This window comes from Mesorhizobium sp. NPDC059054 (assembly GCF_042739215.1).
Classification (GTDB): domain Bacteria; phylum Pseudomonadota; class Alphaproteobacteria; order Rhizobiales; family Rhizobiaceae; genus Mesorhizobium.
The window spans coordinates 303826-319989 of sequence record NZ_JBHYHV010000003.1 but is presented as its reverse complement, the minus strand read 5'-3'; the positions used below and the strand labels follow the sequence as shown (position 1 = coordinate 319989).

Below are 16164 nucleotides of genomic sequence, written 5' to 3'. Positions count from 1 at the left end.
GCCGGACCTTTGTCGAGTTTCACCAAGGTTTGGCGGAGAGCCCGTCGAGGTTTGCCGAGGAACCTAACAATTACAGGTGTTTGCGATTGCCTGCCGGTTCATGTTGCGGAATATGGCCCTGCAAACCATTGAAGGGCGGGGCATGGACAAGGGGCTGATCCTTATCGTCGAAGACGAACCGCGCATCGCCGAGATTCTCGAGGCTTATCTGGCGCGGGAAGGTTTTCGCACGGTCACTGCGGCGAATGGAGAACTGGCACTCTCCCACCATGCGATGCTCTCGCCTGATCTGGTGTTGCTGGATGTACGCATTCCCCGCCTCGACGGTTTCGAGGTGTTGGCGCGCATTCGCCAGGAGGCGACGACGCCCGTCATCATGGTGACCGCGCTGGCCGAGGATATCGACCGTCTTTCCGGCCTGCGGCTGGGTGCCGACGACTATGTCGTCAAGCCGTTCAACCCGCAGGAGGTTGTGGCGCGCGTCAATGCGGTGTTGCGTCGGTCGCGCGCTGCCGGCGCCTCCCGGACGTTGCGATTTGCTCCGGTCGAGGTCGACCTCGACGCGCATGCTGTCTTCATCGATGCCGGGACAAGTCGCCAGCCCCTTGCGCTGACACTCAGCGAATTCCGCATCGTCGCCTACATGATCCGCCGGCCGACACACGCCTTTGGACGGGCGGACATCCTCGATGCCTGCCTGCCGGAAAACGATGCATTGGCGAAGACTGTCGACACGCATGTCGCCAACCTGCGCCGCAAGTTTGAAAATGCCGGAGTCCCCGGCCTCTTCCAGGCGGTGCGCGGCATCGGCTACCGGTTCGCGGCACCGAAATGAGACTGCGCCGCCTGTCCCTCTCAACCGTTACGGCCATGACGATCGCGGCGATGATCTCGCTTACCATGTTCATCGCCTATTTCAGCTTCTTCTGGATCATGAAGCGCGTGACGGACGTGCGATTGCTGGAATTGCCGGCGGATGCGGCCCAGGCATATCGTGACATCCAGGCAGGCGTGACGCCTCCTTTCGAGAGCTTTCAGAAACTCATGCTTCTGATGCCCGAGTTCGAGAAGAGCCTGGACAGCCAGCTCAACTGGACCTTTGGCGGGCACATCCTGTTCGCTGCCTTCGTCTGCAGTGCGATCGGTTTCTGGCTCGCGCGCCGCATCGCTCGTCCGCTGAAGCGACTGGTATCGGCTGCCGAAGCGCTGCGAGAGGGCGATTTCGCAATTGGCCTTGGCGATTTTCGCGGTGGCACCTCGGAGGTTCACCGTCTCGGCAAGACCATCGACGCGCTGGCGACCGATCTCGACCATATGGAGAAGCGCCTGCGTTTCAACACCATGGCCGTTGCGCATGAACTGCGCACGCCGCTCACCATCCTGCAGGGCAATCTGCAGGGCATGATCGACGGCGTTTTCCCCGTCCGCCAGCAAGGCCTTCAGGATCTGCTCATGCAGGTCCAGGGTTTGTCGCGGCTGGTCGAAGACCTGCGCACGCTGTCGCTCGCCGCAGGCCACAAGCTGATCGCCGGGCGATCACACACCGACCTTGCGGTCGAGGCCAGGACCGTTCTTGCGGCGGCCCGCCCGATGCTCGAAGAAGCCGGCATGCGGCTCGAGACGGATCTTGGCTCAGCCCCGGCCGATGTCGATCCGGAGCGTCTGCGCCAGGCGATGCTGGCGCTTGTTCACAATGCCTGCCGCTATGCCTCGGCGGGTGGTGTACTTCGTTGTGAAACCGGCCTCGACAAGGACGGCAGCGCGTTCGTCCGCTTCCTGGATCGTGGTCCCGGCCTGCTCGAGGAGATCCGCTCGATTTCGTTCGACGTCTTCTGGCGCGGCGAGACCTCGCGCTCGCGTGCAACCGGCGGAACAGGCCTCGGGCTCTCCATCGTCGAGGCGATCGCCAGGGCGCATGGCGGCAGGCTGGAGGCAGGCAACAGGCCGGGCGGCGGTGCGGCGATCGCGATCGTTGTTCCGCCGCAGCCGCAATAAGCGCAGCGGAAGGGCCTGGCCTACTGTTTCACCACGACGGGGCGATAGATCACCACAGGCGGGCGGGCGTTGAAGCGCGCGAACTCCGCATCACGGGCTCGCATCTCGGCCGAGCGATCCAGGTCGATCCGCTGCAGGCATGCGGCGAAGGCGTCGGTATTCCTCTTGAAGCCGTAGGAGCTGCATTTCGCTTCATCCGCCGCGCGCCGTTCTTCCGGCGTCATCGTCTGGCAACCGGCCAGAAGGGCCGTAACAACCACCGCCGCCAGGACTTTGAGCGACATCGCCGTCTCCTCGGTTCAAAAGGTGAGGAGCATTGTAGACTTCATCCGTGGCGAAAGAAATGAGGGCCGGACGACGATTTTCCGCCCTGCTGCGTCTGTTTGATCAGGGATATCAATGACGTCCGGGCCATATCACGTGCCCTGATCTGCCATCTTGATCACTGTGCAGTCTCACTGTACATTTTGTTCAGTGGAGTTCACGACATGACGATTGTCGCATCTTCGTTGAAGCATGCCTCCGACGAGACCTCGCCTGAACAGGCCGGGCCCGAAACGACATTGCTTGGCCAGCGTCTCAAGGACCTGAGGCTGCGGCGACGGCTCTCGCTCCGCCAGCTCGCAGACAAGACCGGCACCAGCGCGAGCTTCATCAGCCAGCTCGAGCGGGGATTGACCGGTGCCAGCACCGCCTCGCTCAATCAGATCTCGGCAGCACTCGGTGTCACCGTCGCCGCGCTTTTCGAAGAGCCGGCCATGCCTTCACCCGAGGGTGTACTGCGTCGCAGTCAGCGGCCTGCCATCCCGACCAGCTACGGCTGCCGCAAAACGCTTCTGTCCCGCCGCCCTGCCACCGAGATGGAAGTCTATGTCGGTGAATTCGAGATTGGCGGTTCCACCGGTCCCGACCTCTACACCCATGGCGATGCCCACGAGATGCTGGTGGTGACGCGTGGCGTTGTCGAGGTCAGCCTCGGCGACAGCCGCCACGTGCTCGAAGAGGGCGACAGCATCGAATACGCGACCTCCACGCCCCATCGAACCGAGAACATCGGCAATGGCCGGGCCGAAGTGATGTGGATCATCGCGCCGCCGACATCCGGAGGCGAGGAGCTCGATCAATACGTCAGCTGGTAACCGCTCGCGGCCAGTGACGCTTCACAGAACGTGAGCCAATGGGAGAATGACGATGACCATCTTACGCTCCAGACTGGAGCAATTCCAGGAAAAGTGTGCAGCGGTTTTCCGTCCGGAATTGCGTAAAAACAAAGAGTTAGAGTGTTCCCGCGTTTCCGTGAAAAACGGAAACGCTCTAGCAACGATCAGCGCTCTTGCAGTGCTGGGTCTTGCCACGACGACAGGTGCCTTTGCGCAGGAGAAACCGGTAGCCGGCGCGGTTGCCGAGGGCTCACTCAAGGACAAGACGCTGACCTTTGCCTCCTTTGGCGGCATCTTCCAGGACGGACAGATCGCGGCCCTCAAGGAATTCGTCGACAAATCGGGCGTGAAGCTGCTGAGCGACGGCCCGACCGAGATCGCCAAGGTGCAGGCGCAGGTCGAATCGAAGAACGTGACCTGGGATGTCGTCGATACCGCCGACTTCCCGCCCTACGTCCATTGCGGGACGCTGTTCCAGAAACTCGACTTCACCAAGATCGACACATCGAAGATCCCGCAGGGCCAGGTCAGCGACTGCTCCGTGCCGGCGATGAACTACGGTGTCGTGCTGATGTACAACACCGAGAAATACAAGGATAACCCGCCCAAGAACTGGGTCGATTTCTTCGATACGGAGAAGTTCCCGGGTGTGCGCGGCATCGATGGTTCCGGCGACTTCACCGGCGGCCTTCTCGAACAGGCCTTCCGCGCCACCGGCGGCGATCCGAAGGCGATGACGAAGGACGATATCGCCACCGCGATCAAGAAGGTTCACGACCTGGGTGGCGACACCATCTACTGGAAGACCGGTGCCGAATCCCAGCAGCTCGCCGAATCCGGCGAAGCCGACATGCTCATGATGTGGACCGGCCGCGCGATGACAGCGGTGAAGAACGGCGCCAAATACACGCCGGCCTGGCAGGACTGGCTCGTCGTCATGGATCAGTTGACGATCCCCGTCGGCGCCAAGGATCCGGATGCGTCCCACGCCCTGATCAACGCCTATCTCGGCAAGAGCGCGCAGGAGATCCTGACCAAGGAGACCTCCTATACGCCGATCAACAGCGAGGCGAAGCCCGTCGTCGACGACTCGGTCGCGGCCTTCCTGACCAATACGCCGGAGCGCCAGGGCCAAGGCTATCAGCAGAACATCAAGTTCTGGGTCGAGAACTTCAAGGATGCCTCCGAGCAGTGGGCTGCCATGATGGCCGGCGGCTGATCCGATGAGCGCGAGCGACGCCCCGTCCGAAAGGGCAGCTTCATCCCGCCGCTCCTGGGGTCCGCTCGCGCTGGCTTTGCCGGCGCTCGTCCTGCTCGTCGCCGTCATCGGTTATCCGCTGGCGACGATTGTTCTGAGAAGCTTGGCCGAACCCCAATGGGGTTTGCAGAACTACAGCTGGTTCTTCAGCACGCCGGTCAATCTCATCGTGCTGCAGCGCACCTTCGTCATCTCGGCCTGGGTCACGGTCGTCTGCATGGTCTGCGCCTACCCTTTCGCCTATGCCATGACCGCCGTTGGCCCCAAGGTCCGGCTGCTGCTCACGCTCTGCGTGCTCATCCCGTTCTGGGTCAGTGGCGTGGTGCGCACGCTGTCCTGGGTCATCCTCCTGCAGGATTCCGGGGTCATCAATTCCCTGTTGCGCTCGGTCGGTCTTGATGGCGTCAGGTTGATCCGTACCCAGACCGGCGTCATCATCGGCATGGCGCAGGTGCTGCTGCCCTTCATGGTGCTGCCGCTCTACTCGGTCATGAAGGGCATCGACCTGCGCCTCGTCCAGGCGGCACGCAGCCTCGGTGCCGGTCCGGTCCGCGCCTTCTTCACCGTCTACCTGCCGCTGTCGCTGCCCGGTGTCTATGCCGGTGCGATCATCGTCTTCATCCTGGCGCTGGGCTTCTACATCACACCCGCTTTGCTCGGCGGTCCGCGCTCGACCATGCTGTCGACACTGGTCCAGAACCAGGTGCTCAGCCTGCTGCAGTGGGGGCGCGGCGGCGCCATGGGTGTGGTGCTGCTCGTTGCCACCTTCATCCTTCTGGCGCTGGCAGGCCCGCTGATGCGCCAGAAACACAAGCAGGGAACGCGCTGATGGCGATGCATCCGCTCACCCGCGTCCTGCTGGGGCTGGCCTGCATCCTCGTCGGCCTATGGCTGGTCGCGCCGACACTGGTCGTCGTGCCCATGTCCTTCAACGAGAACAAGTCGCTGGCTTTCCCGCCGCAGGGCTTCTCCTGGCAATGGTACCAGAACTTCGTCACCAATCCGGAATGGTCGACGAGCTTCCTCAATTCGCTGAAGGTCGCCACGGTCGTCGCCATCCTCGCCACCGTCCTCGGCACGCTCGCCGCCTTCGGGCTCGACCGCATGCGGGCCCGGCCCGCGGGGCTGCTGCGCATGCTGTTGCTGACGCCCATGGTCGTGCCGGGCGTCGTGCTGGCGATCGGCATCTATGCCGTCTACCTCGATGCGCGGCTTGTCGGCACCATGACCGGCTTCGTGCTCGCCCACACCATCCTGGCTTTGCCTTTTGTGCTGATCGCCGTGCAGGCCAGCCTCGAAGTCTTCGACAAACGCCTGGAAACCGCCGCCGCAAGCCTCGGCGCCGGCCGTATCGCCACCTTCCGCACAGTGACGCTTCCGCTGATCGCACCCGGCATCCTGTCCGGGCTGCTCTTCGCTTTCGTGACGTCCTTCGACGAGATCATCGTCTCGCTGTTCATCACCAGCCCCTACATGAAGACATTGCCGGTGCAGATCTTCACTTCGATCACGCGCGATGCGGATCCGACGGTCGCCGCCGTCGGTACGATCCTGCTTTGCGCCACCACCATCCTGATCGGCGGCGGCCTGCTGCTGCTCGGACGCGACAGAAGGAGCAGCCTGTGAGCGAGACCGGCAAACAGCGCGGCGCGGCGATCGACCTGAGCGCGGTCAGCAAGGCCTATGGCAGCTTCCGGGCGCTGGACGACATCTCGCTCCATGTCGAGCCGGGCGAGTTCATGACGCTGCTCGGCCCCTCCGGCTCCGGCAAGACCACGACGCTCAACGTGATCGCGGGCTTCACCGAGGTCACCTCCGGTAGCCTGCAGGTGGGTGGGCGCAGCGTGGTCGGCGTGCCGGCGCACAAGCGCAACATCGGCGTTGTCTTCCAGCACTATGCGCTGTTCCCGCATATGACGGTCGGCCGCAACGTCGCCTATCCGCTAAGCCTGCGCGGCGTTGCCAGGACCGAGCGCGAGGCCCGGGTGAAGCGGGCACTCGACATGGTGCGGATGGCGGATTTCGCCCATCGCTATCCCAGCGAACTTTCAGGCGGCCAGCAGCAGCGCGTTGCACTCGCCCGTGCCATCGTCTTCGACCCGCCGCTGCTTCTCATGGACGAGCCGCTCGGCGCGCTCGACAAGAAGCTGCGCGAATGGTTGCAGTTGGAGATCAAGCGCATCCACCGCGAACTCGGCACCACCTTCGTCTATGTCACGCACGACCAGGAAGAGGCGCTCGTGCTGTCCGACCGCATAGCCGTCTTCAATCGCGGCAAGATCGAGCAGGTGGGCACCGGGCGCGACCTCTACGATTCACCAGCCACGCTTTTCGTCGGCCGTTTCATCGGGGATTCCACCGTGCTGCGCGGCCAGTCGCGCGGCGACGGCTCGAGCACCGCGCTCGATATCGCCGGCGAGACCGTGACGGCACCACACAAACATGCGGGCGGCAATCCGCCGGTCATGCTCCTGCGCCCGGAGAAACTCGCCATCCGCCGGCCCGGCCTCGACCGACGCGACGGCGACAACCGGCTTTCCGGCACGATATCGGAAGCGATCTATCTCGGTTCCGGCTCGAAATATGAGGTCAGGCTGCGCGACGGCTCGACGGCCATCGTGCGATCGACCTTGACCGACGAGAGCTTCGCGATCGGCGACGCGGTCGAGCTCTGCTTCCGTGGCGAGGACGCCAAGCTCCTCGCCGACGACAGCACGGCTGACACCACTCTCACCTGAACGAACACTGGAAGACCTTCACCATGCATGCTGAGCGCAACGGCGACATCTCGTTCTGGTATGCCGACATAGGCGGCCGGCCAGCGCCTCGGCCGCCCATGCCGGGCAACCTCGAGGTCGACGTCGCGATCGTCGGCGCCGGTTATACCGGGCTTTGGACGGCGTACTATCTCAAGCAGGCGAAGCCCGACCTCTCCATCGCCATCCTGGAACGCGAATTCGCCGGCTTTGGCGCCTCGGGGCGCAACGGCGGCTGGCTTTCCGGCGGCTTCGGCTGGTCGCGGGAGAAATATCTGAAGACATCAACCCGCGAAGGCGTGGTCGCCATGCAGAAGGCGATGGCCGGCACCGTCGATGAGGTCATCCGCGTGGCGGACAAGGAAGGAATCGACGCCGATATCCGGCGCACCGGCAACCTTACCGTCGCGACCAACGGTCCGCAGCTCGAGCGAGCCAAATCCGAATTCGAAGAAACGCGGTCCTGGGACTTCAACCCTTCCAGGCTGGAATGGCTCAATGCGGCCCAGGCGAAAGCACGCATCAACATCCACAATGTGCTCGGCGGCTATGTCATCAACGGTCAGGCGCGCGTGCAGCCGGCAAAACTGGTGCGCGGCCTGGCGGAGGCGGTCGAACGGCTGGATGTTGCGATCTACGAGCAGACCACCGTCACGGACATCGAACCGGGTGTCGTTTCGACCAATCGCGGGACGGTGAAAGCCCGGACCATCATTCGCGCGACCGAAGGGTTCAGCGCCGGCCTGCCTGGGCAGGAGCGCACCTGGCTCGCGCTCAACAGCGCGCAGATCGTCACCGAGCCGGTGCCGGACGAGCTCTGGGAAAAGATCGGCTGGGCCGGCCACGAACTCCTCGGCGACGCCGCCCATGCCTATTGTTATGCGCAACGCACCCGCGAAGGCCGTATCACCATGGGCGGGCGTGGCGTGCCGTATCGTTATGGTTCTGCGACGGATGTGAATGGACAGACCCAGCAGGCGACCATCGACAAGCTGCACGCCATCCTGAAGCGCCTGCTTCCGCAGGCTGCCCATCTGCGCATCGACCATGCCTGGTGCGGCGTATTGGGCGTCCCGCGCGACTGGTGCACCACGGTCGGCCTCGATCCGAAGACGCGGATCGGCTGGGCTGGCGGCTATGTGGGCCTGGGCGTGTCGAGCTCAAACCTGTCCGGCCGCACGCTGACAGACCTCGTCCTCGGCCGCGACTCCGAGTTGGTGCGCTTGCCATGGGTCAATCGCCAGGTGCGCAAGTGGGAGCCCGAGCCGTTGCGATGGCTCGGGGTCCATTCCATGTACCAGCTCTACCGCATCGCCGACGAGCGCGAGGAGCGCGGTTTGCAGCATTCCTCCCGGCTGGCGGCGATCGCCGATCGCATTACGGGACACTGAGTTTTCACGAACGTTGGGAATGAGCATGATCGATCTGGAGACTTTCAAAAGCCTCGCCGGTGTCGAGCTGGGTACGCCGGTGCCCAAGCCGACGTCCATCGAGGGCAACCAGATGGAAGCGGCGACGTCGCTGTGGAGTTCGCCGGACGGCAGGCTGGACGTCGGGGTCTGGGAATGCACGCCGGGCCGTTTCACCGCCGACCGCTCGGACTCGACCGAGATCTGTCACATCGTCTCGGGCAAGGCCGAGATGCGGGACCATCAAGGGCAGTCACGCATCCTCGGTCCGGGCGACCTGCTGGTGTTGCCGAAAGGCTGGAAGGGCGAGTGGCGGATCATCGAGACGACCCGCAAGCTTTATCTGATGCAGACATAGAGCCTTTCCGTTTTCACGGAGACGGGGAAACGCTCTCTTTGTTTTTACGAAATTCCGAACGGAAAACCGTCCCGGGCGATCGGATCGCCCGGGAAATGCTGTTGGTGGCGCTTATTCCGGCACGTGGCGGACCGCGCCCTTGTCGGCGCTGAGCGCAAAGGCGGCGTAGGCGCGCAGCGCCGGCGTCACATTGCGCTTGCGCTTTTCGGCAGGCTGCCAGCCCTTGGCGTCCTGCTCCTTGCGGCGTGCCGCCAGTTCCTCGTCGCTGACCAGAAGATTGATGGTGCGGCCGGGGATGTCGATGGCGATCTGGTCGCCTTCGCGCACCAGGCCGATGGCACCGCCGGTCGCCGCTTCCGGCGAGGCGTGGCCGATCGACAGACCGGACGTGCCGCCGGAGAAGCGCCCGTCGGTCAACAGCGCGCAGGCCTTGCCCAGCCCCTTCGACTTCAGATAGCTGGTCGGATAGAGCATTTCCTGCATGCCGGGCCCGCCCTTCGGGCCTTCATAGCGGATCACCACCACGTCGCCGGCCTTGACCTCATTGCTGAGGATGGCCTTCACCGCCGCGTCCTGGCTCTCATAGACCTTGGCCGGGCCGGTGAATTTCAGGATCGAATCGTCCACGCCGGCGGTCTTCACCACGCAGCCGTCGAGCGCGATGTTGCCTTTCAGCACGGCGAGGCCGCCATCCTTCGAGAAGGCGTGTTCAGCGGAGCGGATGACACCCTTTTCGCGGTCGAGGTCGAGCTCGTCCCAGCGGCGGTCCTGGCTGAAGGCGACCTGGGTCGGCACTCCACCGGGCGCAGCCATGTAGAACTTGCGCACGTTTTCGGCCGTGGTGCGGGAGATGTCCCAGCGATCAAGCGCTTCACCGATCGTTTCCGTGTGCACGGTCGGCTGGTTGCGATTGATCAGTCCGGCTTTGTCGAGCTGGCCAAGGATGGCCATGATGCCGCCGGCACGGTGCACGTCTTCCATATGCACGTCCGCCTTGGCGGGTGCGACCTTGGAAAGCACCGGCACTTTGCGTGACAGCTGGTCGATATCGTCCATGGTGAAATCGATGCCGCCTTCCAATGCGGCGGCGAGGATGTGCAGCACGGTGTTGGTCGAACCGCCCATGGCGATGTCCAGCGCCATCGCATTCTCGAAGGCCGGCTTGGCCGCGATGTTGCGCGGCAGCACGCTTTCGTCGTCCTGCTCGTAGTAGCGCTGGGCAAGATCGACGACGAGATGGCCGGCCTCGACGAACAGCCGCTTGCGGTCGGCATGCGTGGCGAGCGTCGAACCATTGCCCGGCAGCGAAAGACCGAGCGCCTCGGTCAGGCAGTTCATCGAATTGGCGGTGAACATGCCCGAGCACGAGCCGCAGGTCGGGCAGGCGGAGCGCTCGATGACCTGGACTTCCTCGTCGGAAACCTTGTCGTCGGCGGCGGCTACCATGGCGTCGATCAGGTCGACGGCGGTCACCTTGTCCTTCCAGACGACCTTGCCGGCTTCCATCGGGCCGCCGGAGACGAACACGGCCGGGATGTTCAGCCGCATCGCCGCCATCAGCATGCCGGGCGTGATCTTGTCGCAATTGGAGATGCAGACCATGGCATCGGCGCAGTGCGCATTGACCATGTATTCGACCGAGTCGGCGATGATTTCGCGGCTCGGCAGCGAATAGAGCATGCCGTCATGGCCCATCGCGATACCGTCGTCGACGGCGATCGTGTTGAATTCCTTGGCGACGCCGCCGGCGGCCTCGATTTCGCGGGCAACCAGCTGGCCGAGGTCCTTGAGATGCACGTGACCGGGCACGAATTGGGTGAAGGAGTTCACCACCGCGATAATCGGCTTGCCGAAATCCGAATCCTTCATGCCGGTGGCGCGCCACAGGCCGCGGGCGCCGGCCATGTTGCGGCCATGGGTGGTGGTTCGGGAGCGGTAGGCTGGCATGGGTACTGTCCTTGATGCCTGTACGGCACGTTCCTGTGCGATAAACGTAGATAGGGAGCTGGCGTTATATACGCCATGATCCAGTCTGGCCACGGTTTTGCGACAAAGCCGGCTTCACGGAAATGCGACCCTTGCCAGCTTGCCCTTTGCGGAAAAGTTTCAGGCGCCTGTCGGATCGACGCGACCGGAGCCGTCCTTGGTATGACGGTAGCCTGTTTCGGCCTTCGGGTCGTGTCCAGAGCCGCCGCAAAATATTCGAAATGAACCTCTGGAGAAGAAGATGCAGAAGATCACCGCTTGCCTCTGGTTCGAGAACAACGATGCCGAGGACGCGATCAAATTCTATTCGTCGATTTTCAAGAACTCGAAGGTCATCAGCGAAACGCGCTGGGGCAAGGATGGCCATGGCCCCGAGGGCAGCTTGCTGGTCGCCGATTTCGAACTGGACGGCATGCGCTTTCAGGCGCTGAACGGCGGTCCGCACGCGACCTTCAACGATGCGATCTCGCTCAGCATCGACTGCAAGGACCAGGAAGAGGTCGATCATTTCTGGAATGGCCTGACCGCCGATGGCGGCAAGGAGGTCCAGTGCGGCTGGCTGAAGGACAAATACGGCATTTCCTGGCAGGTGGTGCCCGACATGCTGCCCAAGCTGCTGAAGGACAAGGATCAGGCGAAGGCAGGCCGCGTGATGCAGGCGATGATGAAGATGGTGAAGATCGACATCGCCGCGCTGGAAGCGGCTGCCAGAGGCTGATGTGTTTCCCCTTCTCCCCCCAAGGGAGAAGGAGTGTCGCGCCTGCAGCGATTTCCCCCAAACAAAAAGGGCGCCGGATTGCTCCGGCGCCCTGTCTTTTTTGCGTTTTGCCCGTCGCTTATTCCGCGGGCGCCGGCACTGCCGTCCCCGGCTGTTGCTCGGGAGCGTGGCCCCGATGCGCCAGGAATGTGTAGAACATCGGCACCACGAACAGCGTGAAGCAGGTGCCCACCAGGATGCCGGTGAAGATCACCAGACCCATGGAGAAGCGGGCGGCTGCACCCGCACCCTGGGCGGTGATCAGCGGCACGACGCCCAGCGCCATGGCGGCGGTGGTCATCAGGATCGGGCGCAGGCGAACCTTTGCCGAGGCTACGATGGCCTCCCGGATCGACAGGCCGTGTTCTTCGCGCTGCTGATTGGCGAACTCCACCAGGAGAATACCGTGCTTGGTGATGAGGCCTATCAGTGTGATCAGTCCGACCTGTGTATAGATGTTCAGCGTGGCCCCGGCGATACCGCCGTTGATCAGGTTCAGCGGCAGGATAGCGCCGAAGATCGACAGCGGCACCGACATCATGATGATGAGCGGGTCGCGGAAGCTCTCGAACTGCGCCGCCAGCACCAGATAGATCACGATGATCGCGGCCACGAAGGCGATGATGATCGTGTTGCCCTGTTCCTTCTCCTGTCGCGACTGGCCGGTGTAGTCGATGAAGAACCCGTCCGGCATGGTTGCCCGAGCGATATCCTCGATCGTCTTCAGCCCGTCGCCGGTGGTGACACCCGGCATCGGCAGCGCGGTGATCGTCGACGAGTTCAACTGGTTGAACTGCTCGATCGCTGCCGGCGATGCGTTGGTTTCGATCTTCACCACCGAGGTCAGCGGCACCATCTCATCCGTCACGCTGCGTACGAAATAGTCGCCGAGCTTTGCCGGGTTGTCGCGATAGATGATCGGCACCTGCGGGATGATCTTGTAGGCGTTGGAGTCGCGGTCGAACTTGGCCACCTCGTTGCCGCCGACCAGCAGCGTCAGCGTGCGGCCGATGTCGCTGATCGGGATGTTGAGCGCGGCCGCACGATCGCGATCGATGGTGATCGAGGTCTGTGGCGCGTTGTACGACATCGAGTTCTGCACGACGATGAAACGGCCGGAAGCCTGCGCCTTCTGCTTGATCTCCTCAGCCACCTCAAACACCTTCGAGGACTCGCCCGTCGAACGGACGACGAGGCCGACTGGCAGGCCACCACCGGAACCCGGCAGCGTCGGCGGTGCGAACACGAAGGCCTCGACGCCGGCAACCTTCTTCAGGCGCTCCGTGATATCGGCCTGAAGTTCCTTCGACGAACGCACGCGATCAGCCCAGTCCTTGAAGGCGAAGCCGACGAAGGCGCTGTTGGTGGCGCTGCCGAAAGCGACCGCCGAGAACAGCGCGCGCGTTTCCGGAATGTCCTTCACCAGGTCGAGCATCTGGTTGACGTATTTCTCGGTATAGTCCGAGGTCGCGTATTGCGGACCGGTGACGATCGAGAGCAGGAAGCCCTGATCTTCTTCCGGCGCCAGTTCGCTCGAGGTCTTGGTGAACATGAAACCCGTCACCCCGACCAGGGCGATGACGATCAGCAGCGTCACCCAGCGTGCCTGGAGCGACCGGTGGACCAGTCGCTCATAGACGTTTTCGACACGCGTGAAGGTGCCGTCCACGATCCTCTGGAACCGGCTGTGCGAGCCGGCCGTGAGAAGGCGCGCCGACATCATCGGCGTGATCGTCACGGCGACGAGGCCGGAGATGACCACAGCGCCGGCCAGCGTCACCGCGAATTCGCGGAACAGCGAACCGGTCAGGCCGCCGGTGAAGGCGAGCGGCGCAAACACAGCCGCCAGCGTGATCGTCATGGCCACGACAGCCGAGAAGATTTCACGCATGCCGGCAAATGCGGCCTGCATCGGCGTCATGCCTTCCTCGATGTGGCGGTGGATGTTCTCCACCACCACGATGGCGTCATCGACCACCAGGCCGATCGCCAGAACCATGGCGAGCAGCGAGAGCAGGTTGATCGAGTAGCCCATGAAATAGAGGATGAAGCAGACGCCGATCAGCGACAGCGGGATCGTGATGATCGGCATCAGCACCGAACGGAACGAACCGAGGAACAACAGGATGACCACCACGACGATGGCAACGGCCTCGCCGATGGTCTTGAACACTTCCTCGATCGAGGCGCTGATCTGTTCCGTGGAATCGTAGACGACCTCGATCGTCATGCCTTTCGGCAGCGTGTCCTGGATGACCGGCACCAGCTTCTGGATGGCTTCCGCCGTCGTCAGCGGGTTGGCCGCCGGCGTCGGGAAGATGGCCAGGAAGGTACCCGGCTTGCCGTTGAAGGTCACGCGGGTGTCGGTGTTTTCCGCACCCAGCTCGACGCGCGCCACGTCGCGCAGGCGCACGACATTGCCGTCGACCGAACGGATCGGCAGGGCCGAGAAGGCTTCCGGCGTCTGCAGCGTCGAACGCACGGTGATCGAGGAGATCACATATTCGTTCTCGGTCTTGCCCGGAGCGGACAGGAAGTTCGAATTGTTGATCGCCTGCACCACCTCCGCGGCCGTGACGCCACGCGAAGCCAGCCTGACCGGGTCGATCCACACGCGCATCGAATATTGCTGGGCGCCGAAGATCTTCACATCGGCGACGCCCTCGACCGTGGTGATGCGGGGACGCACGACGCGTTCGATGTACTCGGTCAGCTGCTCCTTCGTCATGTTCGGATTCTGCATCGAGATGTACATCATCGCGAACGAGTCGCCGGTACCCTTTACGATCACCGGGTCCTTGGCTTCCGAAGGCAGGTCGCCGCGCACGCCCTGCACCTTGGACAGGACTTCGGCCAGCGCGACGTCCGGATTGGAGCCGAGCTTCATGTTGACCGTCACGGTGCTGGCCGAAGGCGCACTGGAAGACGTGACGTAGTCGATGTTTTCCGTCGAGGCGACGGCACGCGCGATCGGGGCCGAAATGAAGCCCTGGATCAGGTCGGCGCTGGCGCCGGGATAGGCGGTCGTGACCGTGATCGCGGTTTCCTCGACCTTCGGATACTGGCGGATCGCCAGATTGAAGATGCCTTGGATACCCACGAGCAGGATCATGGCGCCGAGCACCGTCGACAGGACGGGTCGTTTGATGAAGAGGTCAGAGAAACTCATTGGGCGGAAGCCTTCTGCTCTGCCGGCTTGCTGGGGTCGACCGTGTTGTCGATCTTCACCAGCGCGCCGTTGCTCAACCGATTCTGTCCGGCGGTGACAACCTGATCGTCGGCCTTGACGCCCTCGACGATCTCGGCGACGCCGCCAAAGCGACGGCCGACCTTGACGAAGACCTGGTTGGCGACAAGCTGCGGGCCTTCTGCCGGCTTCTGCTCGGCGGCACCGTCGGCTGGCTTGGCGCCTTCGGCGGGCTTTGCTTCACCTTCCTTCGGCTTGGCCGGAGTGACGGTGTAGACATAGTCGCCGTAGAGGCTGGTGGTCAGCGCGGTCTGCGGAACGGTGATGACATTGTCTTCCTTAGGCAGCTCGACGCGCACCTGCACGAACTGACCGGGGCTCAGGCGCCCTTCCGGATTGTCGATGCGGGCGCGTACCGAAACCAGGCGGCTGCTCGGGTCGATCTTGGGGTCGATGCCGGTGACCACGCCCTTGAACGACATGTCGTCGGAGGTCGGGCCGAAGGTGACGGGCTGGCCGACCTTCAATTTCTCGAGCTGCTGCTCGGGAATGGTGAAGTCGACGCGCATCGTCTCCAAGTCCTGCAGGGTGACGATGGCGTTGCCGGGCGCGACATACTGGCCGAGCTCGATCTTCGGAATACCGGCGATGCCACCGAACGGTGCCTTGAGCAGCTTGAGATCCGCCTGGGCCTGCGCCTTGGCAACCTGGGCGACCGAAGTCTCGGCGTTGGCATTGGCGGTATCCAGCGCAGCCTCGGTGCCGACGCCGGTCTTGCGAAGGGCCTGCGCGCGCGCCAGCGCCTGCTGGTCGAGCGTTGCCTTGGTCTTGGCTGCGATCAGGTCGGCCTGTTCGACCGCATCGTCCAGGCGCACCAGCAACTGGCCGTTCTCGACCTTGTCGTTGGCCTTGAACAGGATCTCCTTGACCACGCCCGACGTTTCCATCGTCAGGTTGACACCCATCGAGGCGCCGACGGTGCCGATGGCCTCGATGCCCGGTGTCCAGGTGGTCGGCTCGATCTTCTTGGCCGAGACCGTCAGCACGTTCGCCGGCATGTTGGCGAAGAACCCGGCGATCATCTTGTCGCGGAAGAAGTTGAACCAGATGATGCCGCCGGCCACCGCGGCCACGAGGACAAGCAAAATAAAACGAATGATAAAGCGCTTGATCATGGGATCCCTCAGACGGCGCGTGGCAATGACAATTGAATCAAAATAGCCGGGTGTGTTTTGTGCGAAACCCCGGCTGTGATTTTTTTCGACGCCTTACTGTACCGTCTGGACGGTCTTGTCAAT

The 16164-nt window shown here is 63.2% G+C and carries 14 protein-coding genes; 10 read left to right on the top strand and 4 right to left on the bottom strand.

Translation table 11 applies throughout. The annotated features are described in order from the left end of the window. Positions 1 to 142 precede the first annotated feature (142 nt). Positions 143 to 835: a response regulator gene (locus ACFWXH_RS14935; protein ID WP_379121469.1), complete on the top strand. Its 693-nt coding sequence runs from the start codon at positions 143 to 145 to the stop codon at positions 833 to 835. After that, the gene (locus tag ACFWXH_RS14930; protein ID WP_379121467.1) at positions 832 to 1995 is read left to right on the top strand and encodes an ATP-binding protein; all 1164 of its coding nucleotides are present in this window, start codon (positions 832 to 834) and stop codon (positions 1993 to 1995) included. The genes ACFWXH_RS14935 and ACFWXH_RS14930 overlap by 4 nt, the downstream gene beginning before the upstream one ends. Before the next feature lie 20 nt (positions 1996 to 2015). On the opposite strand, the gene ACFWXH_RS14925 is transcribed toward ACFWXH_RS14930, so the two are convergent. Next, positions 2016 to 2279 (bottom strand): hypothetical protein, encoded by a 264-nt coding sequence (locus ACFWXH_RS14925; protein ID WP_379121465.1) that lies wholly within the window; start codon positions 2277 to 2279, stop codon positions 2016 to 2018. Between the two features lie 204 nt (positions 2280 to 2483). Between ACFWXH_RS14925 and ACFWXH_RS14920 the strand changes: the two genes are divergently transcribed. From ACFWXH_RS14920 to ACFWXH_RS14890, 7 genes are all read left to right on the top strand, one after another. Continuing rightward, the gene (locus ACFWXH_RS14920; protein WP_152979948.1) at positions 2484 to 3134 is read left to right on the top strand and encodes a helix-turn-helix domain-containing protein; all 651 of its coding nucleotides are present in this window, start codon (positions 2484 to 2486) and stop codon (positions 3132 to 3134) included. A gap of 157 nt (positions 3135 to 3291) precedes the next feature. Then, positions 3292 to 4374, top strand: coding sequence for an extracellular solute-binding protein (locus tag ACFWXH_RS14915; protein WP_244483465.1), 1083 nt, complete (start codon positions 3292 to 3294; stop codon positions 4372 to 4374). 4 nt (positions 4375 to 4378) lie between these two features. Further along, a complete protein-coding gene (locus tag ACFWXH_RS14910) occupies positions 4379 to 5242 on the top strand; it encodes an ABC transporter permease (RefSeq protein ID WP_379121463.1) in 864 nt (287 codons plus the stop codon). Next, positions 5242 to 6039 (top strand): ABC transporter permease, encoded by a 798-nt coding sequence (locus tag ACFWXH_RS14905; RefSeq protein WP_379121461.1) that lies wholly within the window; start codon positions 5242 to 5244, stop codon positions 6037 to 6039. The genes ACFWXH_RS14910 and ACFWXH_RS14905 overlap by 1 nt, the downstream gene beginning before the upstream one ends. Beyond that, the gene (locus ACFWXH_RS14900; protein ID WP_379121459.1) at positions 6036 to 7151 is read left to right on the top strand and encodes an ABC transporter ATP-binding protein; all 1116 of its coding nucleotides are present in this window, start codon (positions 6036 to 6038) and stop codon (positions 7149 to 7151) included. The genes ACFWXH_RS14905 and ACFWXH_RS14900 overlap by 4 nt, the downstream gene beginning before the upstream one ends. Before the next feature lie 23 nt (positions 7152 to 7174). Further along, positions 7175 to 8560 (top strand): NAD(P)/FAD-dependent oxidoreductase, encoded by a 1386-nt coding sequence (locus tag ACFWXH_RS14895; RefSeq protein ID WP_379121457.1) that lies wholly within the window; start codon positions 7175 to 7177, stop codon positions 8558 to 8560. Positions 8561 to 8579: 19 nt separating this feature from the next. Next, positions 8580 to 8936: a cupin domain-containing protein gene (locus tag ACFWXH_RS14890; RefSeq protein ID WP_379121455.1), complete on the top strand. Its 357-nt coding sequence runs from the start codon at positions 8580 to 8582 to the stop codon at positions 8934 to 8936. A gap of 111 nt (positions 8937 to 9047) precedes the next feature. Here ACFWXH_RS14890 and ilvD read toward each other — a convergent pair whose 3' ends face one another. After that, positions 9048 to 10883: a dihydroxy-acid dehydratase gene (gene ilvD, locus ACFWXH_RS14885; protein WP_379121453.1), complete on the bottom strand. Its 1836-nt coding sequence runs from the start codon at positions 10881 to 10883 to the stop codon at positions 9048 to 9050. Positions 10884 to 11163: 280 nt separating this feature from the next. Here ilvD and ACFWXH_RS14880 point away from each other — a divergent pair, with 280 nt between their 5' ends. Then, positions 11164 to 11640: a VOC family protein gene (locus ACFWXH_RS14880; protein WP_379121451.1), complete on the top strand. Its 477-nt coding sequence runs from the start codon at positions 11164 to 11166 to the stop codon at positions 11638 to 11640. 118 nt (positions 11641 to 11758) lie between these two features. On the opposite strand, the gene ACFWXH_RS14875 is transcribed toward ACFWXH_RS14880, so the two are convergent. After that, positions 11759 to 14848 carry an efflux RND transporter permease subunit gene (locus tag ACFWXH_RS14875; protein WP_379121449.1) on the bottom strand — a complete coding sequence of 1030 codons (3090 nt, stop codon included), beginning with the start codon at positions 14846 to 14848 and terminating at the stop codon, positions 11759 to 11761. Further along, a complete protein-coding gene (locus ACFWXH_RS14870; RefSeq protein WP_379121447.1) occupies positions 14845 to 16041 on the bottom strand; it encodes an efflux RND transporter periplasmic adaptor subunit in 1197 nt (398 codons plus the stop codon). The genes ACFWXH_RS14875 and ACFWXH_RS14870 overlap by 4 nt, the downstream gene beginning before the upstream one ends. Between the last annotated feature and the right edge of the window lie 123 nt (positions 16042 to 16164).

Bases quoted from the DNA above. Each gene is read 5' to 3' on its own strand.
- ACFWXH_RS14905 (WP_379121461.1), top strand. From the start codon at position 5,242: ATGGCGATGCATCCGCTCACCCGCGTCCTGCTGGGGCTGGCCTGCATC.
- ACFWXH_RS14880 (WP_379121451.1), top strand. From the start codon at position 11,164: ATGCAGAAGATCACCGCTTGCCTCTGGTTCGAGAACAACGATGCCGAG.
- ACFWXH_RS14925 (WP_379121465.1), bottom strand. From the start codon at position 2,279: ATGTCGCTCAAAGTCCTGGCGGCGGTGGTTGTTACGGCCCTTCTGGCC.
- ACFWXH_RS14920 (WP_152979948.1), top strand. From the start codon at position 2,484: ATGACGATTGTCGCATCTTCGTTGAAGCATGCCTCCGACGAGACCTCG.
- ACFWXH_RS14930 (WP_379121467.1), top strand. From the start codon at position 832: ATGAGACTGCGCCGCCTGTCCCTCTCAACCGTTACGGCCATGACGATC.
- ACFWXH_RS14875 (WP_379121449.1), bottom strand. From the start codon at position 14,848: ATGAGTTTCTCTGACCTCTTCATCAAACGACCCGTCCTGTCGACGGTG.
- ACFWXH_RS14870 (WP_379121447.1), bottom strand. From the start codon at position 16,041: ATGATCAAGCGCTTTATCATTCGTTTTATTTTGCTTGTCCTCGTGGCC.
- ACFWXH_RS14890 (WP_379121455.1), top strand. From the start codon at position 8,580: ATGAGCATGATCGATCTGGAGACTTTCAAAAGCCTCGCCGGTGTCGAG.
- ACFWXH_RS14910 (WP_379121463.1), top strand. From the start codon at position 4,379: ATGAGCGCGAGCGACGCCCCGTCCGAAAGGGCAGCTTCATCCCGCCGC.
- ACFWXH_RS14895 (WP_379121457.1), top strand. From the start codon at position 7,175: ATGCATGCTGAGCGCAACGGCGACATCTCGTTCTGGTATGCCGACATA.
- ilvD (WP_379121453.1), bottom strand. From the start codon at position 10,883: ATGCCAGCCTACCGCTCCCGAACCACCACCCATGGCCGCAACATGGCC.
- ACFWXH_RS14935 (WP_379121469.1), top strand. From the start codon at position 143: ATGGACAAGGGGCTGATCCTTATCGTCGAAGACGAACCGCGCATCGCC.